The 22,330-nt window shown below is 35.4% G+C and carries 12 protein-coding genes; 8 read left to right on the top strand and 4 right to left on the bottom strand.

From position 1 onward, the window contains the following. The first annotated feature begins 111 nt into the window (after positions 1–111). The 4 genes from AC5YDH_RS11345 to AC5YDH_RS11330 all read left to right on the top strand — a co-directional run bounded on the left by AC5YDH_RS11345 (position 112) and on the right by AC5YDH_RS11330 (position 8,819). Positions 112–2,061 carry a hypothetical protein gene (locus AC5YDH_RS11345; protein WP_496119592.1) on the top strand — a complete coding sequence of 650 codons (1,950 nt, stop codon included), beginning with the start codon at positions 112–114 and terminating at the stop codon, positions 2,059–2,061. Positions 2,062–2,159: 98 nt separating this feature from the next. Continuing rightward, the gene (locus AC5YDH_RS11340) at positions 2,160–3,875 is read left to right on the top strand and encodes an AAA family ATPase (RefSeq protein ID WP_496119591.1); all 1,716 of its coding nucleotides are present in this window, start codon (positions 2,160–2,162) and stop codon (positions 3,873–3,875) included. Between the two features lie 368 nt (positions 3,876–4,243). Further along, a complete protein-coding gene (locus AC5YDH_RS11335) occupies positions 4,244–5,146 on the top strand; it encodes a sensor domain-containing diguanylate cyclase (RefSeq protein ID WP_496119589.1) in 903 nt (300 codons plus the stop codon). A 418-nt stretch (positions 5,147–5,564) separates the two neighbouring features. Next, the gene (locus AC5YDH_RS11330; RefSeq protein ID WP_496119587.1) at positions 5,565–8,819 is read left to right on the top strand and encodes an autotransporter family protein; all 3,255 of its coding nucleotides are present in this window, start codon (positions 5,565–5,567) and stop codon (positions 8,817–8,819) included. Between the two features lie 68 nt (positions 8,820–8,887). On the opposite strand, the gene argF is transcribed toward AC5YDH_RS11330, so the two are convergent. After that, positions 8,888–9,808, bottom strand: coding sequence for an ornithine carbamoyltransferase (gene argF, locus AC5YDH_RS11325; RefSeq protein ID WP_496119585.1), 921 nt, complete (start codon positions 9,806–9,808; stop codon positions 8,888–8,890). 110 nt (positions 9,809–9,918) lie between these two features. Beyond that, complete coding sequence (locus tag AC5YDH_RS11320) at positions 9,919–10,572, bottom strand: TetR/AcrR family transcriptional regulator (protein WP_496119583.1); 654 nt, start codon at positions 10,570–10,572, stop codon at positions 9,919–9,921. Positions 10,573–10,780: 208 nt separating this feature from the next. Here AC5YDH_RS11320 and prpB point away from each other — a divergent pair, with 208 nt between their 5' ends. Further along, positions 10,781–11,665, top strand: coding sequence for a methylisocitrate lyase (gene prpB / locus AC5YDH_RS11315; RefSeq protein ID WP_496119581.1), 885 nt, complete (start codon positions 10,781–10,783; stop codon positions 11,663–11,665). Positions 11,666–11,669: 4 nt separating this feature from the next. Then, complete coding sequence (gene prpC / locus AC5YDH_RS11310; protein ID WP_496119579.1) at positions 11,670–12,797, top strand: bifunctional 2-methylcitrate synthase/citrate synthase; 1,128 nt, start codon at positions 11,670–11,672, stop codon at positions 12,795–12,797. Between the two features lie 63 nt (positions 12,798–12,860). Here the strand turns inward: prpC and coq7 are convergent, their stop codons facing one another. Beyond that, positions 12,861–13,496, bottom strand: a complete 636-nt coding sequence (gene coq7 / locus AC5YDH_RS11305; RefSeq protein ID WP_496119577.1) for a 2-polyprenyl-3-methyl-6-methoxy-1,4-benzoquinone monooxygenase — start codon at positions 13,494–13,496, stop codon at positions 12,861–12,863. A 3-nt stretch (positions 13,497–13,499) separates the two neighbouring features. Next, positions 13,500–14,819, bottom strand: coding sequence for an MFS transporter (locus tag AC5YDH_RS11300; protein WP_496119606.1), 1,320 nt, complete (start codon positions 14,817–14,819; stop codon positions 13,500–13,502). A 173-nt stretch (positions 14,820–14,992) separates the two neighbouring features. Between AC5YDH_RS11300 and AC5YDH_RS11295 the strand changes: the two genes are divergently transcribed. Further along, positions 14,993–17,728: an autotransporter assembly complex protein TamA gene (locus AC5YDH_RS11295; RefSeq protein ID WP_496119575.1), complete on the top strand. Its 2,736-nt coding sequence runs from the start codon at positions 14,993–14,995 to the stop codon at positions 17,726–17,728. A 20-nt stretch (positions 17,729–17,748) separates the two neighbouring features. Continuing rightward, complete coding sequence (locus AC5YDH_RS11290; protein WP_496119573.1) at positions 17,749–22,260, top strand: translocation/assembly module TamB domain-containing protein; 4,512 nt, start codon at positions 17,749–17,751, stop codon at positions 22,258–22,260. The last annotated feature ends 70 nt before the right edge of the window (positions 22,261–22,330 follow it).

Below are 22,330 nucleotides of genomic sequence, written 5' to 3'. Positions count from 1 at the left end.
AAATTTCACAATGAATATCGATGAGTCTATTAAAGTTGTCAATTGGGGATTGGTATTTGTAGGAAAAAACCTTACAGTGGAAATATAAAAGCGTCCCTAAAAGGACAATCAATGAAAATAAAAAAAGATGTCTATTCTTCGATTATTCGAAAAGATTTTGCTCAACAAATTATGAGAATTTCTAAATCAATGGAAAGCATTTTTATTGATCAGATGAGCATTATTGGACATTATGACGCACAGTATATGTTTGAAATAGATCAGGCTAATCATCATATATACATATTGAATCGTTTGTTTTGTTTGGATTTTTCAAATCCACATAAAAAGCAAATGCTTCAGGTAAGTAGTGATATTGAAAATTTACAATACTCTGAAATTATTCAATTTATTTATCAGAATTTGATGTTTTATAGTACAGAAATAGAGAGTCAAAATTCGATCTTACTGCGTGAAACTGCTGAAAATTTTAGAAAGTTATTAAATCGTCAGCTTTATATTTGGGTGGGAGCAGAGCAAAGAGTACATGCATGGCTGGAAAACTTAACTCAAGTTCAGGCTGAAATTATTGATCACTTAATGATTAGGGAAGGAATATTTAAACGAAAAATACTGTCAAAACAAAGACAATATCCTGTGAAAATTCCTACAGAAATTACTCACTTATTTGTTGATTTATTTCGCTTAGATTTGGTTTTAGGTGATGATTTTTTTAATGTACAAAGTTTAATCCACAGTTTTCAAGAGTTGAGCTTGAGTGCACAACAATTTATGCCAACACCAAGCTATCGTGTGATGCAATTATGTTTTCCAGATTATTTTAATTTAAATGACTATGTGGAAAGTACCGAAAAAATTTGTATGCTTTGGCAACATGCGCAGCAATATTCAAATATCCTAAATTTTGTAAAACATATTCCACAACAGTATTGGACAAAATCAGACTTGTTTGCAAAGCAGCATTTTTATAAAGGAGAAGCGAGTTTTTGGGATGAAAAAATACAAGTTCCTTTGTTTAATTCTAAACAAGAAGTCAATTGGGTTTTTAAACAAGAAGTGAATGTGGTGAACTGGATTGTAGATTCTATGCAGCATACTAGTAGTCGAATTACCATGACGGCTTTAAGCTTTGTTGATTGTAGTCGTTTTCATAGCAGTATTATTTTAGCCACGTTGCAGCATTTTCAATTTGTTTCAGCACGAATGTTTATTTTAAGCTGTGCACAATATGCAGAAAAAGAACAATCATTAAATGATTTTGAACATTTAAAACCTTCTGTTTTGTATTTAGATGAGTGGTTAAAGGCATTAAACTCGCATGTACAATATCAAGAAAATGCGGTGAAAGTTGTTTATACCAATTTAAGTCGTTTAATGCAGGCTTATATGCAATATTTATTTGATGTTTCTAAGAGCTTACCCCAAGATTTAATGGAATATATGTTGCCTGAAAGGCAACAGGGGCGAAAATTCATTTTTATGCTCAAGCGCCATAACATCATATTAGAACACTTTAGACAGCATTTTTATTTAAGAAAAAATCATGTGAAAGAATTGGTTTTTGATTCTTATGTTCGTGACTATTTGGTGTCATATTTGACGAGTCATCACCAAATTATAAAAAATGTATCTTGGTTTGGTTTATTTGAGAAAGCAATAAGTTGGCATCATCAAGTGCAAAAAGATGAAATGCTAGAAAAGTTAAAACAAAAATATTTAGGATCATCATGGGGGAGTTTTACTAAAGAGCATGTAATTGAGTTTAATTATTGGAAATTTGAAGAACTTAAAAATTTAGATCAAATTTTGGCTGAATCTCAGCATTTGAGGCATTGTCTTGCAGAAAGTTACACACCGCAAATTGTACAAGGTGAATATGTGGCATTTCATATGTCATCCTTAAATGATAATGAGCATTTAACTTTAGGTTGCCATTTGCAAAATGAGAAATTGTATTTCGATCAATTAGAATATTCGAACAATAAAAAGGCTGAATCATTACAGATTAGTATTGCAAAACAATTTATTGATGAATTAAACCTAAACAAAACGATGAAATAAAATCAAAAGACATGCTTTGTCGTTTATACCGCTTTTCATCTTAACTTTTTAGTCAAAAATCTGTAGGCTATAGCGGTTCGTTTATGGTTATAGGTCTTATGAAACAAGAAACTGCACTGAAGTTATTAAAAGCTGGTGAAAATGTATTTTTAACAGGATCGGCTGGTGCAGGTAAAACCTATACGCTTAATCAATACATCAATTATTTAAAAGCACGCAAAGTAACTGTGGCAATTACAGCGTCTACAGGTATTGCAGCAACCCATATGAATGGTATGACTATTCATACTTGGGCGGGTATTGGGATTAAAGATACGATTTCAGAAGATGAGCTGAAACGTATGAAAGAACGAAAATATTTAAAAGAGCATTTAGAAAATGCCCAAGTGTTAATTATTGATGAAATTTCGATGCTTCATGCAAAGCAGCTGAATTTGGTGAATAAGGTTTTAAAATTCTTTAAAGAAAGCGATGAAGCATTTGGTGGCATTCAAGTGATTGTTGCGGGTGATTTTTTCCAGCTACCACCTGTAGGTCGTAATGATGAACGTAACCGAGATAAATTCTGCTTTATGTCTGAAGCATGGGTAGAAGCAAAATTTCGCGTATGTTATTTGACGGAACAGCATCGTCAAGGAAATGATTATTTAAATGATATTTTAAATGCAATTCGTAGCCAAAGCATTAGTGAAGAACATAAACAAGCTTTAATAAAAACGCGGCATCAAAATATTGGTGATACTTTTACACGTTTATATACACATAATATGGATGTAGACACCATTAATTTCAAACACTTAAATGAAATTGAAAATGATGGTCGTCAGTTCGATGCGCAATGTGATGGTAATGACAAACTGATTGAAACGTTGAAATCTTCAGTACGTGCGCCTGAAAATTTAACCTTAAAAAAACATGCCAAAGTGATGTTCGTAAAAAATAATTTCGACATGGGTTACATTAACGGTAGCTTGGGAGAGGTGATTGGTTTTGAAGAAGATGACGAGTATGGCTGTTTACCGAAAGTAAAACTGACGGATGGTACAACTTTAATTGTTGAGCCTGAAACATGGTCGGTAGATAACGATGCGGGTAAAACTATTGCGAGTTTTTCACAAATTCCTTTACGTTTGGCTTGGGCAATTACCATTCATAAATCTCAAGGGATGACCTTAGAAGCTGCTGAAATTAATTTAAGTCATACGTTCGAAAATGGTCAGGGCTATGTTGCGCTGTCTCGTTTAAAAAGTTTAGATGGTTTGCGTTTGCTTGGTTTCAATGAGCAAGCTTTAGAGTTAGATAGTTTAGCCATTAAGGCAGATAGGCGTTTTCAAGAGCTTTCAGATGAAGCAGAAACGCATTACGATACAATTGATTTAACACCTCAGCATAAAGCGTTTATTCGTCATTGCGGTGGTACATTAAATGAAGTTGAAATTGAGCGTAATGAGAAGAAGCTTGCTAAAAGTGGTGGTAAAACCAATTACGCCACAGCAACTTTAGATGAAACGAAAGCATTATTTATTGATGGTTATGAAATTCAAGATATTGCGGTAGAGCGTGGTTTAACGCCTGCAACCATTATTAATCATTTAGGGCGTTTGCATAAAGAACAAGGTTTAGATATTTCTGTGGCAAGCCCAGATGAAGAAGTTGTTGAGCAAGTACGTAAAATTTATAAGCGCTTAATAAAGCGTAAGGATTCCAATCATTTTAATGATGATGGTTCTATTAAGTTACGTCCGATTGTAGATTTAACAAGCCCGAAAATGGGTTATGACCAAGTGCGTTTGGCTTTATTATTTGTTGAGTAGCTTGAGCTTCATATCAATTTCAATTTGGAAACATGAAAATAAATTGTGGAACTTTATTCGAATTGAGAGTATGGGACATCACAAATGAATTAAAAAGCTCAATTGGTGATGATTGAGCTTTTTAATTTAATATACAATTTTGATTTAAAATAAAAATAATTAGTGTGGCATGTTTTATTTAAATTTTAGAAAAATAATCATATTAGAAACACAACATGCTTCTTGAGCATAATTAATAACTTGATCTGAACCTTATAAGAACTTGATTTTAGAAAAGGTCAATGGCAATTTTTGATGAAAAATCGTGCATTTGTATTGTTATTGAACTAACATGTTACATCTTGTAACCCAATCAGAAGATATGCTTCATGATCAACGTTGAGCAGATGGCGACTATTCTTGATACTTTGCCAGATCCTGCCTTTATTTTGACCCGAAGTGGAAAATATGTTGCCGTATTTGGTGGTCGTGATAAACGCTATTACCATGACGGCTCTAGTCTTATTGGTCAGTATATTTCAGATATGATAAAGCCTGATAAAGCTAACTTATTTCTGGAGCTGATTAGCCAAGCACTAGAGTCTAAAAAACTACTTATAGAAGAATATGAGTTGAGTAATAGGGATGTGAAAGGTCTACCTGAACAGGGTCCTGTAGAACCAATTTGGTTTGAAGTACGCATTCAAGCCCTGAGTTTTTTGGTGGAAGAGGAAGAGGTTGTACTCTGGGTCGCAAGTAATATTTCAAAGCGCCACGACTTGGAAATTAGGCTAACAGAATTAGGTCATACCGATCAGTTAACAGGGCTGTTCAACCGAAGAAAACTAGAGCATGAATTAACACTACATTATGAGTTATATGTGCGGCATTCGGTACAGACTTCTATTTTGATGTTCGATCTTGATAATTTGAAAATAATCAATGACAGTAAAGGTCATCATGCAGGGGATGAAGCGATTCGAGCAGCAGCAGATATATTGCGCTTAACATTTCGAAAAACTGATTGTGCTTGTCGTATAGGTGGTGATGAGTTTGTGGTTATTTTACCAAATACAGGATATGAGCAAGCACTTCAGTTTGCCAAGCGAATACAGGAACGGACTAGAAAAGAGTTAAGTCAGTTTTCAGTAGATGATGAGCTTGTTACAGCTAGTATAGGTGTAACTACTATATTACCGGAAGATAGCTCATGTACAGATACAATGAAACGAGCCGATATAGCTCTATATGAAGCCAAAAATAAAGGGAAAAACAGGATTGTTGCTGTCTAAATTTGTTATATCAAATGACAATTTAGATTGATGATCTGAATCTTATACTTGAGAAGTCTTCTATTTCTAAAAGTCTTAAATTATTTTAATGATGATGGCTCTTAAAGCATTGGCTAATTGTGGATTTTACAATGGTGATCAAGTGTGATTGATATTGTTTTTTGTAGAATAATTTGAGACTCTAAAATCCAAATGATTTTAACACTTTTATTTTGATAGTTTATAAGGAATAGACCAATTATTTAAAATAATTTAATAATTAAACTAATAACTTAAGTAATATTTATCTTGATACAAAGTGGATACTTTTTAGCTTAATAAAGATACATAATTCGTATGAAATTTACACAATTACCCACATTAATAACTGTTATTAAATATTTGAACTAAGTAATGGTTAATATAAGGTATTGTAAATATGAGAAAAAATAAGAATTCAAACTTGGCATTAGCAATTTTCTCTTTTATGTATGTTACAGAAGCTTCAGCAGTACCTACATTTTCTGGTACTCTATATACATATACACAACCGGATAATACGTGGTGGACGAATTATCAATATTATTCAAATATTGATATTGGAGGATGTAGTTTAACTAATATTGGTTATAAGAATAATACCAATGGTACTTTTAATATTCGTGCTAAAGCCGATGGTTGTAATATTAAAGATTATCTTATCCCAGAAAATTCATCATACCAACCACCAGAAGAAAATGGTGTTGCTGGTATTGGACCAGGAATAATAGGAAATGGGGCTTGGGGGAATCCTCCAAATCCATATTATCAACAAAGGGACTATGCTTATATTGGTAGTATTTTTTATGCGGATGGAGAAATCACTACAGATGAAAGAGGAAAGTTTCTTAACCAAAAATTTAGTGATCAAGCAAAATCTCCAGGTAACAGTCTAACACAGGTGAGTAATACTAAAACTGATGCAAACTATTTGGCACTTCAATCCGAGAGGGCTGGTAGTGCTTTATTAACTATTGATAGCAATATAACATTAGATATTGATCGAAATTTTTATTTACAACAAGCTGTAACTAATGCACATGCATTATTAATTGGAACAGATGCCACAGCAAATATTGAGGGTAATTTTGTTATTTGGCGTAAACACTCTTGGGATCCAGCACTTTCTGCTCTCAGAGCAAAGCTTAATTTGTTTTATATAAATGATGATGGAAGCTTAAATGTTAAGGGTGATTTAATAACAAATCATTTGGAAAATGAGGGTAATGGTACAAGTATTAATATTACCGCAAGAAAATCAGGAGCTTCTTGGTATTTAGGAGCAGGATCAAAACTTGCTGTTGAGGGAAATGCATCTCTTTATCAAAATACAGGTGTATCAGGAATTGATGCCAACCAAGCTAATATAAATATTGGAAAAAACTTATCCATTTTTTATGATAAAGGAGTAGTTGAAGTACTTCGTGAAACAGATGCTGAAAAAGCAGAAATTTTTGCAGCTATTTCTAATAGTAACAGTAATATTAATGTTAAAAATGGTGATATTACCATTAGTTCAGAAGGCTTAGTTGGTATTAATCAAACTGGTGCGACTGCTAAAATACAGACTAAAAACTTGAGCATTGAAACAAATGCAAATAATTATATAGATACATCAAATACAGATAAAGCAATTATTATTTCAGCTGGAACAATTGTTGCCGAACAATCTGATTTAATCTCGAATGGCGATGCCTTAACAGTCAATGGTATTTCAGCTTTGTCATTAGGTGAAAATGTAACAGATATGAATTTGGATTCATCTAAAGCACTTATTAACTTAGGAAAAGATTCAATTATTACATCACTCTCATCGAATGGCATTGTAATTGCCAATAATGTTAATAGTGCAATAGATATACAAAATGGTACCAGTATTACTGCTGCAATAGATAAAAGTATCATTTTAGATGGTACTGGTGAAGCTACTGTCAATATTTATGAAGGTGCTCAATTATTGGGGAATATCACATTAGGCGGTGGTAATGACACAGTAAATTTAAATGGTACTGTTGATTTGAATAAAATTCCTAAACTTGATGGTGGTGAAATTTCTGGAAACTCTGAATTTAATACAGTTAATTTTAACAAATCCCAATATACATCCTTAGATACTACTAAGTTTACAAATTTTCAAAACTTTTATTTAAAAAATAGCTCAGATATTAGTTTACTAAACAATGGAGATAGTATTTTTAATGCATCAACAATCGATGGACAAGGAATTTTCATTGAAGCTGGATCTGTATTAAAAACACAAGGTTCTTTCCAAATTAACTCAAATCTAAGTAATCAGGGTACATTAGACTTAAGAAAGGAAAAAACATTAGATCAAACAGTCGTTATTAGCAATGATTATATTGGTAATGATGGCATCTTAATTCTTAATACTGAATTAAATGATGATTCATCCAAAACAGATAAGCTTATTATCACTGGGAATGCAACTGGTTCTACAGAAGTAAAAGTCAATAATGTTGAGGGTTCTGGAGCTCAAACAGTAAATGGTATTAATATTATTCAAACAGGTTCCTCTGATTCTAGTCAAACATTCTACTTAAAGAACGGTGCTGTTTCCGCAGGTGCATTTGATTATTTACTAAACCTAAAAAAAGCAAATACGGGAACAAATACAACTATTTATGATAATTGGTACTTAGTAAGTACTTTAAATCCCGTTGATCAAACTGATCCAAGACCTCCAGTTTACACCCCAGATGTAGGTGAATATTTAGCAGTCGAAACCATGGGTAATACACTATTCACTTCCCGTCTAGAAGATCGTGAAGGTGCAAGCCAATATCAAAACCTAGGTAATAATAAAGACGTAGGGAATGTTTGGGTACGTGCTTATGGTGGACATAACAAATTCAAAACAATGGACAGTCAGCTAAAAACAACAGGGAATAGCTTCGTGACTCAAATTGGTACCGGCTTAGTTACCTTAGGTGAAGAAGATCAATTCAATATAGGTGCTATGGGGGGGGTCGCGACTTATGATGGTAAAACACGTTCAAGCTTAACGACTCGTGAATCTAAGACTAAAATCGATGGTTACAGCTTAGGTCTATATGGAACTTGGTATGCACACCCAGTAGAAGAACGTGGTGCTTATATTGATTCATGGGTACTTTGGAACAAGTTTAAAAACAAAGTTGATACACCAGATCAAAATCAATATAAATACAACTCATCGGGTATAACTGCTTCTCTTGAAGCAGGTGGTGATTATCTGTTGAATAAAAATGGTAAAAAAGACTGGTGGATTCAACCACAAGCTCAGTTAATTTATCAAGGTGTTCATGCTGATGATTTTAAAGATGCTCAAAGTGTTGATATTTACCATGGTAAAGACAATATACAAGCACGCATGGGTGTTAAAACTTATTTAAATATTCCAACTAATGGAAATAAATTAACAAGCTACCGTCCATATGTTGCACTTAACTTTATTCATAATACCAACCCATATTCAGTTGTGATTGATGATGTACGCTATGAAAATGAAGGATCAGCAAATCTAGGTGAGCTTAAACTTGGTGTTGAAGGTAACCTAACTAAAAACAGTCAAGTTTGGTTAAATACATCATATGTTGCAGGTAGCCATTCTAACCAAGCTTACCAAGGTAATATTGGTTGGAAGTATAACTTCTAAATAATCTTGAAACTGTATCTTCAAATGTAAAAAAGCCCCTAAATAAGGGGCTTTTATACATCAAACTTTTAGTCTTTCTTTAAATTTTCATTTAATAAAAATTCAACTAAAGCTTTTTGAGCATGTAAGCGGTTTTCAGCTTCATCCCAAACTACAGCATTTTTATGTTCTAGCATATTTTCAGAAATTTCTTCGCCACGGTGTGCAGGCAAACAATGCATAAATAAACAATCTGGGTGAGCCAAATCCATTAATTTCTCATTCACTTGGAAATCAGCAAATGCTTTTTCGCGAATTTTTTGCTCTTCTTCTTGCCCCATGCTTGCCCAAACGTCAGTTACAATTAGGTCGGCATTTACTGCAGCATCTTCAGCAGAGTCTACTAGTTCTACACAATGTGCAAATTCAGACAAGAATTTCTCTTGAGGTTCATAACCCTTAGGTGCTGCAATTTTTAATTTAAAGCCCCACATGTGCGCAGCTTCAATATATGAATTACACATATTGTTGCCATCACCAATCCATGCCACAGTTTTACCTTCAATAGAACCACGGTGTTCAACAAAAGTTTGAACGTCCGCAAGCAATTGGCAAGGGTGGTGATCGTCAGTTAAAGCATTAATTACAGGAACTTTCGAGTAAGAAGCAAAGCGTTCTACAATGTCATGACCAAAAGTACGAATCATCACAATATCAAGCATACTTGAGATTACACGTGCAGAATCTTCAATTGGCTCGCCACGACCTAATTGCGTGTCACGAGAAGAAAGGAAAATTGCACTACCACCGAACTGGCTCATACCTGCTTCAAACGAAACGCGTGTACGGGTGCTCGATTTTTCAAAAATCATCCCCATCACTTTACCAACAAAAGGTTGGAAAACTTCGTTATTGTGCTGCTTTCGTTTCAGCTCAATACCGCGTTGGATGATTTGGTTGAGTTCGAGAGTAGATAAATCGCGTAAAGTAAGAAAGTGACGTAGAGCCATGGTTACTCCACAATAATTGCTGAATAAAAACAACAATTAGTTGTTGGTTGGTTAATGAAAAAAGGAGAATCGAACACTCTATACTATAATTATACAAAAAAGCAAAAAAACTAGCCTTTTTGGTGACCGTCTAAGAAGCGATCGACCGCGTAGTTTATGTATTTGAGAGTTTCTTGATCATCTTGTTCTAATGGAACACCAATAATAATACGCCATTCTAAATTTCGTAAAATTCCAAAGTAAAGCTGTGCAGAATAAAGAGGATTTTCACAATAAAGCAAACCATCTTCATGGGCTTGTTGTAGAACATTCGCGACAATTTGTTGGATTTTTAATGGGCCATTATCGTGAATATAGCGTGCTAATTCTGAGTTGCGTTGTCCTTGTTCCATCACTAACTTCATAAATGATGCATTTTCAGGCTTTTGAATATGCAGATTGAAGTTTAAAAGTGTGTTAATTAAATTGGTGCGTAAATCTGAAGATTCTTGACTATACGAAATACTAATGTCTTTAAAAAATTGCATACGACGATAATCGCAAATCGCTTTAAATAATCCATCTTTATTGCCGAAGTATTTATAAATGGAAGCTTTTGAACCACCTGCGTGATTTACAATGTCATCAAGAGAAACAGCATCATAACCGCGACTTAAAAATAATTCAGTTGCACTTTCTAAAAGTGAGACACAGCGTTCATGTCCACGTTTTGTTTGTGGTATGTCATGAATAATTGCCTGTGTAAACTGAAAATTATTTTGCATTCGTATCATTGGGAAAAGGAATTTTCTAAATTATACCAAATATTCTATAACGCATGTTTTTTTCAAAGTATTCAAAAAAAATAGTGTGAATAATCATATATCTTTTGACTAAAGTTCTAGAGTATTTGTTCTATGTGAATATAGATTGAACGAAATTTATAGATATACTCGAAGCTCGATAAATAATATTGATGCTGTGGAAGGGACAATGACACAACAAAAATCTGCAGGTTTAGCATTTAGACAAGCATTGGATGCAGAAAAACCATTACAAATTATGGGTACGGTAAATGCCTACGCAGCTATGATGGCAAAACAAGTAGGATACAAAGCTATTTATTTATCTGGCGCAGGCGTTGCAAATTACTCTTATGGTTTGCCTGATTTAGGAATGACAAGCTTAGACAATGTTTTAGAAGATGTACGCCGTATTACAGAACGTGTAGATACGCCATTATTGGTTGATATCGATACAGGCTGGGGCGGAGCATTTAACATTGCACGTACAGTAAAACAAATGATCGCTGCTGGCGCTGCTGCGGTTCATATTGAAGATCAAGTTGCACAAAAACGCTGTGGGCATCGTCCAAATAAAGAGATTGTAACGCAACAAGAAATGGTAGACCGTGTTAAAGCTGCTGTAGATGCAAAAACTGACTCTAATTTTGTGATTATGGCACGTACAGATGCTTTGCAAAAAGAAGGTTTAAATGCGGTGATTGATCGTGCTTGTGCTTGTGTTGAAGCGGGTGCAGATGCAATTTTTGCGGAAGCCATGACCGACATTACCATGTACAGAACGGTTTGTGATGCGGTGGGTGTACCTGTTTTGGCTAACATTACAGAATTTGGTGATACGCCGTATTACACAGTCGATGAGTTGGGTGAGCAAGGTATTTCAATGGTGCTGTATCCACTTTCTGCAACTCGAGCTATGCAAAAAGCGGCACTAGAAGTGATGCAAGCTGTTCGTGAGCAAGGTACGCAAGTGAATGTTCTTGATAAAATGCAGCAACGAAAAGAACTTTACGAATTTTTAGATTATCACACCTTTGAAAATACATTAGATAAACTGTTTAAACAGGAGAATTAAAAAAATGGCTGAAGGAAAAGTACTTACAGGCGCAGGGTTGCGTGGTCAAGTTGCAGGAAAGACTGCATTATCTACAGTAGGTAAAAGCGGTGCAGGTCTTACATACCGTGGTTACGATGTACAAGACCTTGCTGAAAATTGCCAATTTGAAGAAGTAGCCTATTTAATTTTCTTTGGTGAATTGCCAAATCAGCAACAGCTTGATGCTTATAAAGCAAAATTAAAATCTTTACGTTCATTACCACAGGCACTAAAAGAAGTTTTGGAGCGAATTCCTGCAAACTCACACCCAATGGATGTGATGCGTACGGGCGTTTCAATGCTTGGTAATTTGGAAACAGAAAACTCTTTCGCAGAACAGCAAGATGTTGCAGACCGTATTTTAGCGACGTTACCTGCCATTATTTGTTATTGGTATCGTTTTAGTCATGACGGCATTCGTGTTAACGAAAATACAGATGATGATTCGATAGGCGCACAATTTTTGCATTTATTACGTGGTGAAAAGCCAAATGAACTGCATGAACAAGTGATGAATGTTTCGTTAATTTTGTACGCAGAGCATGAGTTTAACGCATCAACATTTACTGCGCGTGTTTGTGCATCAACATTATCAGATATGCATTCATGTATTACTGGTGCAATTGGTTCACTTCGTGGTCCATTGCATGGTGGTGCAAATGAAGCAGCAATGGAAATGATTGAAAACTGGAAGTCACCTGAAGAAGCTGAACGTGAAATGCTTGGAAAGCTTGAGCGTAAAGAAAAAATCATGGGCTTTGGTCATGCGATTTACAAAGATAATGATCCACGTAATGGCATTATTAAAATTTGGTCTGAGCGTTTAGCAAAAGATGTAGGAGATACAGTGTTGTATCCTGTATCTGTACGCTGTGAAGAAGTAATGTGGCGCGAGAAAAAGTTATTCTGTAATGCAGATTTCTTCCATGCTTCGGCGTATCACTTTATGGATATTGCAACAAAACTGTTTACTCCAATATTTGTGATGTCTCGTGTAACAGGTTGGGCTGCACATGTGATGGAGCAGCGTGCGGACAATCGCATTATTCGTCCAAGTGCAGATTATACGGGCTATGAATTACGTAAAGTTCCACCGATTGATGCGCGTTAATTAATTAACAAGTTGAAATAAAAAAAGCCCCTCTTGGGGCTTTTTTTAATGTGCTATTGAAACTTAAATGTAATAACTCGTTTTTGTCATGAGTTTAGAAACGCCGGTCATGGCAATCCGCACAGGAAGAGGTAAATCTACACCACCTGCATTGAGTGCAGTATCTCTATGATGTAACTCATCTTCATTCATTTGAGTTAAAATTCTACGTGAGCGTTCATCTTGAGCAGGTAATTGATTAATGTGATCAATTAAATGCAAGCTTACTTGGCGCTCAGTTTCTGCAACAAAACCAAGACTGTATTTGTCGCCTGCAATACCTGCTAAAGCACCCATACCAAAAGATAGGCTATACCAAACAGGATTAAATAAACTGGTGTGGCTATCGAGTTCTTTTAATCGATCTTCACACCATGCCAAATGATCTTGTTCTTCAATTGCAGCAAATTCCATTTCACGACGTACATTGGGTAATTTTGCTGTAAGTGCTTGACCATGATATAAAGCTTGAGCACATACTTCGCCACTATGGTTGACGCGCATAAGACCTGCAACATGACGTGCCTCACTTACCCCAAGTTGAGTGTCTGTTTCATTTGCAGGATTTTCTCGATGTGCAGATGTTGCACCAGGTACTAAGCTACGTAAAGCTTGATCGAATGAGTTGATAAGCTTATCGATACCTGTGAATTGACGCATGAGTTAATCCTCCAACGAGAGCTGTGTCGTTTTTAAGAGTGGTTTAATTCGAATGAGTAACCACACTGAAAATACTGCACTTAAAGTGGCTGTAATACAAAATAGTATTTTCATATCTAGTTTTAAGATACTTAATACAATAATAGAAAATATAGCAGAAGTTACCATGAATATTGCATTTAATATGTTGTTTGCTGCAACTACACGTGCACGATGTGAGCGCGGTGAATATGCCTGCATCATGGCATAAAGCGGTACGATGTAAAAACCACCACTTACCCCTAATAATGTAATGGCAATCATAACGTGGTAATAACTTACATCTTGGTGAAATACTTCGGTAAGTGTTAGTAGTTCACCCGTATGTGTTGGTACAAAAGATAGGCTTGCTGCTAAGTAGTAAGCACAAATAGCTAGACCAACTGCACCAATAGGTACCATTTTAATATTGACTTCAGTGCCGCCAATTTTTCTGCATAGTAAAGAACCTAACCCAATACCTACAGAAAAGAAGGTAAGTAAAAGACTCACTACATTTTCATTACCATATAAATATTCTTGGGTAAGTTGCGGAATTTGGGTGAGATAAGTCGCGCCATAAAACCAATACCAAGAGTTACCTAAGAGAATTGTAAAAATAAGAGGCAAACTTTTTGCGTATTTTAGGGTTTGAAAGCTTGTTCTAAAAAAGTTCCAATCTACTTGAAGATCATTGGCTGTGATTTTTTGTTTAAGAATAAAAGTACTAGAAAGGTAGCCTAAAATAGCAATGATTAAGATAGTCGCACTAATCCAAACCAAATTACCTTGCGATAAAGAGATAACTGCACCGCCTAAAATCATACCAATTAAAATAGCCATAGATGTGCCAGATTGAAATAAGGCATTTCCAGACATGAGTTCATTTGGTTTTAAAATTTCAGGTAAAATTGCATATTTAATAGGACCAAAAAATGTGGAATGTGTGCCCATTAAAAATAATGCGATTAAAAGTAGCCATAAATTTCCAATCAGAAAGCCTACTGTTGCCAAAAGCATAATAAAAATTTCAGCAGCTTTTAAGTAGCGTACCAATTGTGAGCGTTCGTATTTATCGGCAATTTGTCCTGCTGTTGCGGAGAAAATGAAATAAGGCAAAATGAATAACAAAGCAGCAAAGTTATTCAGTGTGCTTACATTTGCGTTTTGTTGTATCCAGCCATAAGTAATGACTAATAAAAGGGCTTGTTTATAAACATTATCGTTTAAAGCGCCAAAAAACTGAGTGATAAACATCGGTAAAAAACGACGTGTACCTAATAGATGTTCGTTGTTATCCATAATTTTGGCACTGCTTTAAAAGTTTTATTAAAAAATGTGAGCAAGTTCTATATTACTATAAAATTCCTGTATGATATTTTAAGGTTATTTGATAATGGATGTCATATAGTATTTTACTCATGTGATAGTATTGATACGGATTTCATATTAAAAATATTAGATTGGTTTAGAGTTTTATGCCTGAAAATTTCAAGTTTAAAAAATCAACATTAAGTTTAAGTATTCATTCTGCGTTGGAACGAATGGGGCATAAACAATTATGTATGAGTATTTTTTTAGGCTTAATGGCGCAATATAGTTTTGCACAAACAGAATCTAAATTTGACTATAGTCCCATTGAGTTACCTGCTGAATATCAAGAAGAAATAAAAGCAAATGCGGCTAATACTGCAAATACCGAATTCAAACCACATGTTAATAAGCAGCTTTATGCAATTCATGAAGATTTTGACAGTTATCAAATGCTTCAAGATCAAGTACATTCGCCAAAACCTGTTGAAGCATTTGCACCTATTGGTATAGATGAATTAGAAAACTTACCTGAAATAGCTGCCGATGATCAGATGGTGCAAGATATTTTAAAGGTGGCTGAACAAGCCAAGCAAGATGCTGAAAAAAATCGTGCAGAGCAATCGAAAGATATTTTAGTAGGTGATGCATCAAAACAAGATTTGGCGGTTATTAATCAAGCACCTATTAATGTTGATGCTTTAATGAATAGCATTCAGGCCGATAGTAAAGTGGTCGTAGAAGCCAATGAAAGTGGTCGAACTCTAAATTCTATTCATTTAGAAACAGAATCTAAAGAACAAGAAGAAATGGGTTTCTTTAAAAGACTATATTATAAAGTTAGACCACAACAACTTCTTTATGGACAAACAATCCCTCGTATTAGTGCGGAAATTGTCATTAATGATGATTTGAATCATTATTCTAAACAAGAAAAAGAAGCAATTGAGGCTTTAAAAGCGAATGTTAAAGCCAAATTATCAAGCTATACAGTAGAGGCATTTGAAGATTTTATTTCTTCTATTTCTCAATTAAGAACACTGTCTAATCAAGCCGCACAGGCCGTTGGCTTTTATAATGCCGAGTTTAAGTTTGAAAAAGTTGGCGATGGAAAGGTTAAGGTTTTAGTTGTACCGAATAACCCCGTTCTTGTTACAACGGACAATATTGAATTTAGCGGTGCGGGTCAAAATCAGCCACAATTCCAAGTGATTAGTGTATTACCTGATTTATCTGAAGGTGATGTGTTTAATCAGGGTTTATATGAAAAGACCAAAGCACGAATAGTCGATGCAGCAAGTAATAATGGTTATTTTGATTCTTATTGGCGTATGCATGATGTAAAAGTTTCATTACCTCAAGATACAGCCGACATTAATCTGAAATATGAAACAGGTGACCGATATAAAATTGGTGCTGTTGAATTTCGCATGAGTGACCCTACAGAAGAGTTTCCTTTAGATCGAGATATTCTTGAACAGTTAGTACCATGGACAGATGGTCAGGATTATGCATTTTGGCGTGTAAATACTTTAGCAAATAATTTAACAAACTCACGTTATTTTAACTACACCTTGGTTGATGCTGTACGTCCAGATGCGATTGAGAAAAAATTAGAATATGCACCTGATCTTCAAGCTTTAATTGATTTAGAAAATTTGGCAAATGGAACATCTATTGATCCTTTGCAAAGCAAGACTGTCGAAAAATCACCAACTGAGGTGAAGCAAAATGTAGTCAATGAAGAGCAGTTTGCAGGTATTGGCGGAGATGATAACAATAAAAAAATTAAGAAGCTTCGAGTAGAGCAAGAAACAAGAGAAGATGAAATAGAGCGATTAAAAGAAAAAGCACGAGAAGAAAAAATAATCCCTGTCATTGTGACGTTAAATGCCGATAAGCGAAATAATGCTGAGGTCGGTTTAGGTTATGGTACGGACACAGGTGTACGTTTACGTAGTCAATACCGCCGTGCCATTGTCAATAAACGTGGTCATTCTTTTGACGCTAACTTTGAGTTGTCTGAAAAACGTCAAGCCATAGATGGTCGTTACAACATTCCATATAGTCATCCTTTAAATGACTATATTTCGTTAGTGGGTGGTTATGAGCGTGAAGAACGTAAAGACGTTTCTGATACAGGTAGCTTATTGATTGAATCTGCTGTCTTGGGTGCAGACAGAATTATTCGAAACCCTCGAGGAAGTTGGCAACATGTTATGGGTGTGCGTTATCGACTTGATCGTTTAACGGGACAGGGCGTTTTTAATGTCGATGATATTCCAGATATCTTTTTAGGGACAGGAAATCCAGAACAAGAGTCTTTATTATTTGGTTATGAAATCTCACGTACAGATTCAGATCAACGTGTGAATCCATCGAAAGGATTTAAACAGATCTACAAAATTGAAGTGGGTAGCGATAACCTTATGACTGACGTCAATATGGCAATTGCCAATTTGGGATGGCGTTTTATTTATTCTCTGGGAGATAGCTATGATCATCAATTTGTGGGTCGAGCTGACTTAGGTTATATCTTTACCGATGATTTTAGTCGCGTGCCATATAATTTGCGCTATGTCACAGGTGGTGACCAGTCGATGCGTGGCTTTGACTATAAGAGTTTGTCTCCAAGAGAAGATGGATTTAAGGTGGGTGGTCAAGCCTTAGCGGTTGGTTCGCTTGAATATAATTACCAATTCGCTGAAGGATGGCGTGCGGCTGTATTTACAGACTTTGGTAATGCTTATGATGCAGATTTTAAAACGCCGACTGCATACGGTGCAGGTGTCGGGATTCGTTGGGCATCACCTATTGGTCCAATTCGATTAGATATTGCAAGTGGATTGTCTGATGAAGGTAAACCAATACGCTTACATTTCTTTATTGGCTCACAATTATAATTTACGTTTAGAGAAGATTTATGGCTGAAGTAGAACAGCAATCAGAATTACCAACTCCTTTGCCTAAAAAGCGAAGAATATTAAGAAGTGTCTTGATGTCACTTCTTTTTGTGGTTTTATTCATTGTTGCGGCTTTGGCGGTCATGTTCTCAACGGATCGAGGCAGTAAATTTTTACTAGATAGCGTATTAGAGCGTCAACAAATTATTCATTATGAATATGAAAGTGGCAATTTACTGAACGGAATTATTTTACGTAAAGTATTGGTCACCCTAGATGCTGTAGATGTCAAAATTGATCGAGCAGATGTGTCATTGGGCTGGCGAGCAATTATTAAAAAAGAAATACATTTAACGCATGCAGATGTAAAAAATCTACAAATTATAACCAAAGGGCCTCATTCAGATGAACCGTTTAAATATGACGAAATTCGGTTACCCTTTGTTTTACGTTTAGATAAAGCAGATGTTGATAAGCTTGCGATTCATACAGGCACGACACAAGTCGATTTTTTTGATATTCATTTAGAAAAAGCACTATGGGATGAAACGAAACTTACATTTAAAAATACGCGCATGGATATGGGCTATTTAAATGTGAAGAATGCCAATGGCAGTATGACTTTTGATCAGGGTAAATACCCAATTCAAGCAACAGGTGATGTGAATATCCCATCGCTCAATGACAGTTTAAATATTCATGGTATTCATGTTGTTGCAAATGGCACGTTAGAAACGATTGAAGCAGGTTTTGCAACCAATACACCAGACTTGTTAACGGGTTGGGGCGTTGTACATCCACTTCGTGATAATGTTCCAATGAAAGGTGAATTAAAATTTAGAAACTATCATTTACCATTATTAACAGATCAAAAGCTTTTTGCGAAAAAAGGTACAGCCAAATACTATGGCGACATTGAACGTCTAAATATTGATTTAAATACAGACCTAAGTGGAAAGGATATTCCAGAAGGTCGTTATACAGCATCCATGTATACAGACTTAGTGAATCAATTAAATCTTGAAACAGTCAATGGTCAATTGTTAGATGGCGCGGTAAATGTTGCAGGTGTTGTAAGTTGGAAAGATCATGTGACTTGGGATTTAAAAGGTCGCTTAGATAATATTAAGCCTACCGATAAAATTATTCCCCAAGTGATTCGTGATTTTTTACCGCCGTCTTTAGATGCAAATTTAGCCTCTACAGGATTGTTAGCAGATGGCTTACATGTCACAGCAAATGTTGGTTTCGATAAATATGAAACTTGGAATTTAAAACTAGATCAAAAAGAAGAAAAAACGAAAAAGCCTGAACCAATGTTGATGAATATTGCTTGGAAAGGTTTAGATCGTGAAATGCCATATATTGGTTGGTTGAAAAGTGATTCAGGTGATGTAAATCTGAGTTTAGTGGAAGATCAACAAAATATTCATGTAGCCACAATTATTAAGCAACATGAAAAATCTGTATTACCAGCAGGACAATATTCGGCACAGTTAAATATTAAAGATAATAACTTAAAGGTTCCAAGCTTTAGTTTTAGCGCAGGTCAAGGTGGTTTAAAAGGAAGTGCCTTTGTTGAATTGCCAACAGATAAACGTCAACTTAAGTGGAATGCATTACTTGATGCGAATAATTTCAATCCGCAAACCGTAGTTAGTGCGGCACCAGTTAATTTGTTGAATGGTCATGTTAAAGCCAATGGTTATGCGAAGCCAAATCAACAAATTATTCACTTAAATCCAATTTCATTAACGGGACGTTTAGCCGATCAAAATGAATCGATGCATTTAACGGGTAAAAGCACTGCTGCTATTTTATTCCACGATGAAAAGCAAGGCGGTGGATTTAAAAGCTTTGCGGTTGATTATGATGGTGCGCTCAATACGAGTGCCATTGCAGGTAGTCAAGGTCATTTAAAAGCTAAAGTTTCAGGGACATCACAATATATTAAGATTAACCAGTTTAGTCATAATGGTATTGCAGGACGCATTGCGGCTGAAGGTGTTATTAATTTAACGCATGGAATTGGCTGGGATGTAAATGCATCACTTATACGCTTTAAGCCTCAGTATTTTGTATCGAATATTCGTGGCGAAGTTTCAGGTGTAGTGAAAACACAAGGGTTATGGGCAGATAATATTAAACGAGTAAATATATCGCGTTTAAACCTTGCAGGAATGATTAATAATAAACCGATTCGCGGGACGGGTAATTTAGCAATATTGCTAAGTTCTCACAGAAATGGTCTGCTACCACAGCAATTTGAAGCCAATAATTTATTTTTATCTTATGCGCAAAACCAAATTCAAGCGACAGGTAATACTCAGAACTTAAAAATTAAGATCAATGCACCTGCGTTATATGAAGTTTATAGTGGTTTACGTGGGAAAGCGTATGGCTATTTAAATGTTCAAGCAAAACCACGTTTAAAAGCAACTGCAAATTTGGCTATAGATGGCTTTAGTTTCAATAATTTATTTAGTATAAAACAACTTACAATTCAGGGTGAATTACCTACATCAGATACAACGCCAACAATATTAACTACAAAATTGAATTCACTGCGTAGTGGTGATCGTGAAATTCAAAAAGGTGAAATTTCAATTGCAGGAATACGCAAAGCGCATATTCTTAAAGTGAAAGCTGAAAATAAGCTTAGTGCTTTTTATGTACAGTTGGCGGGTGGTTTTAATGCCAATAATGATTGGTTCGGTCAAATTCAAAAAGGTGATTTTGACTCCCTTAGAACACGTTTGGTACAAAAACAAAATGCCTCTGTTATTTACAACGCTAAAAATAGTGAATTGTTTATAGGTGTACATTGCTGGATGAGCCAACAAAGTCAATTGTGCTTTGATCAACCAACACGTATTAGTAAAACAAAAGGTAATATTTCATTTGTTACTCAAAATGTAGACTTAAGTGATTTTGCAGCCTTTATGCCAGATGGTTTAGCAATTACAGGTAAGGTGAATGGATATGCAAAAGCATCTTGGGCTCAAAACCAAAAACCCAAAATTGATGTAAAACTTTTAACGCAAAACGGCATTATTGGTATTACGGGCGATGATCCGCAAGAGATTGGTTCTAATTTAAGATATGACCAAATATCTATTATTGCGAAAAGTATAGCTGAAGGTTTACAGCTACGCTTAGATGTAAAAACACCTGCAATTGGTACAGGTTATGCCAATGTGGTGATTGATCCATACTCTGCCAATAAAGCGATGCGTGGTGAAGTTGCATTTAATGAGTTGCAGTTAAAAGTATTTAAACCATTTATTGCAGATGTGCGCCGTTTAGATGGTACTTTATCGTTTGCAGGTAAGGTAGGTGGTTCACTGACTAAGCCTCTGATTACAGGTGGCATACGTCTGAAAGATGGTGAAATTAGTATGATTTCATTGCCTGTCAATTTAACCAATATTCAATTGTATTCATCTATAAATCAAAATAACGCAGCTATTAATGGTGCTTTTAACAGTGGACGTGGTGTTGGTCGAATTACAGGGGATTTTGATTGGAAATCGGAACCCAAAATTAGCCTGAATTTGAAAGGTGATAACCTGTTGGTACGTCAAGCACCTTTAATTACGGCTATTGTGAATACGGATGTTTCATTACAAGCTTATCCATTTTTAAATAAGTTGACTGTAAAAGGTGAGGTAAATGTACCACGTGCACTTATTTCAATGCCTGAAGCAACTGCAAGTGTTGTGAATGTATCTCCAGATGTGCGTGTTGTACATGAAGGACAAGATCAACTTGCCATTTTACGTGCTGCAAAACCTTGGGATATTAATGCGGACTTAGACGTACGTTTAGGCGATCAGGTCATATTCCAAGGCTTTGATAGTCGGATTCCATTAACAGGACGTTTGTACTTAACCCAGCGTGGTTCTGAAACAGGAATGCGTGCCAATGGTGCAATTGGCGTAAGTAAGCGTGTAAAAATTGAAGCTTATGGACAAAGTTTAGATTTAAATCGTGCTATTGCTCGTTTTAATGGTGCATTGTCTAATCCAACTTTAGATGTAGATACCAATAAAAACATTCAAGGTAGTTTGGTTGGAATTCGAATTGCAGGAACGGCAACAAGTCCAAGTATTCAAATTTATAATGATGCAGGTCTGTCTGAACAAGAAGCGCTAAATGCGATTATTACAGGTCGTATTAATGAAGGTTCAAGTGGATTGAGTCAGACAGAAGGCTTTAGATCGGATGTAAATAATACGATTGCTGCAGCTGGTATTAGTATGGGGCTTGGTGGAACGCGTGCTTTTACAAATCAAATTGGACGTACTTTAGGTTTAAGTAGCTTAGCTTTAGATGCTCAAGGTACAGGTGATGATACGCAAGTGAGCGTAACAGGTTATATTACGCCAGATTTGTTCATTCGATACGGTGTAGGTGTATTTACGCCAGTGAACAAATTAACCTTACGTTATCAAATGAATCAGCGTTTATATATGGAAGCAAGTCAGTCATTAGAACGTGCAATCGACTTTTTCTATAACTGGCGTTTCTAATTGTTTGGAAATTGAAGAATTTATAAGCATTTGTATTTTATGTTTATTGTAGGATGTAAATCTAATGTTG

This window comes from Acinetobacter sp. FY683, from assembly GCF_059515885.1.
This window is presented reverse-complemented; position numbering and strand designations above follow the sequence as displayed.

What these genes read in the sequence shown, in the direction of transcription:
- AC5YDH_RS11345 (WP_496119592.1), top strand. Translation starts at nt 112, where the DNA reads ATGAAAATAAAAAAAGATGTCTATTCTTCGATTATTCGAAAAGATTTT.
- AC5YDH_RS11340 (WP_496119591.1), top strand. Translation starts at nt 2,160, where the DNA reads ATGAAACAAGAAACTGCACTGAAGTTATTAAAAGCTGGTGAAAATGTA.
- AC5YDH_RS11335 (WP_496119589.1), top strand. Translation starts at nt 4,244, where the DNA reads ATGATCAACGTTGAGCAGATGGCGACTATTCTTGATACTTTGCCAGAT.
- AC5YDH_RS11330 (WP_496119587.1), top strand. Translation starts at nt 5,565, where the DNA reads ATGAGAAAAAATAAGAATTCAAACTTGGCATTAGCAATTTTCTCTTTT.
- argF (WP_496119585.1), bottom strand. Translation starts at nt 9,808, where the DNA reads ATGGCTCTACGTCACTTTCTTACTTTACGCGATTTATCTACTCTCGAA.
- AC5YDH_RS11320 (WP_496119583.1), bottom strand. Translation starts at nt 10,572, where the DNA reads ATGCAAAATAATTTTCAGTTTACACAGGCAATTATTCATGACATACCA.
- prpB (WP_496119581.1), top strand. Translation starts at nt 10,781, where the DNA reads ATGACACAACAAAAATCTGCAGGTTTAGCATTTAGACAAGCATTGGAT.
- prpC (WP_496119579.1), top strand. Translation starts at nt 11,670, where the DNA reads ATGGCTGAAGGAAAAGTACTTACAGGCGCAGGGTTGCGTGGTCAAGTT.
- coq7 (WP_496119577.1), bottom strand. Translation starts at nt 13,496, where the DNA reads ATGCGTCAATTCACAGGTATCGATAAGCTTATCAACTCATTCGATCAA.
- AC5YDH_RS11295 (WP_496119575.1), top strand. Translation starts at nt 14,993, where the DNA reads ATGCCTGAAAATTTCAAGTTTAAAAAATCAACATTAAGTTTAAGTATT.
- AC5YDH_RS11290 (WP_496119573.1), top strand. Translation starts at nt 17,749, where the DNA reads ATGGCTGAAGTAGAACAGCAATCAGAATTACCAACTCCTTTGCCTAAA.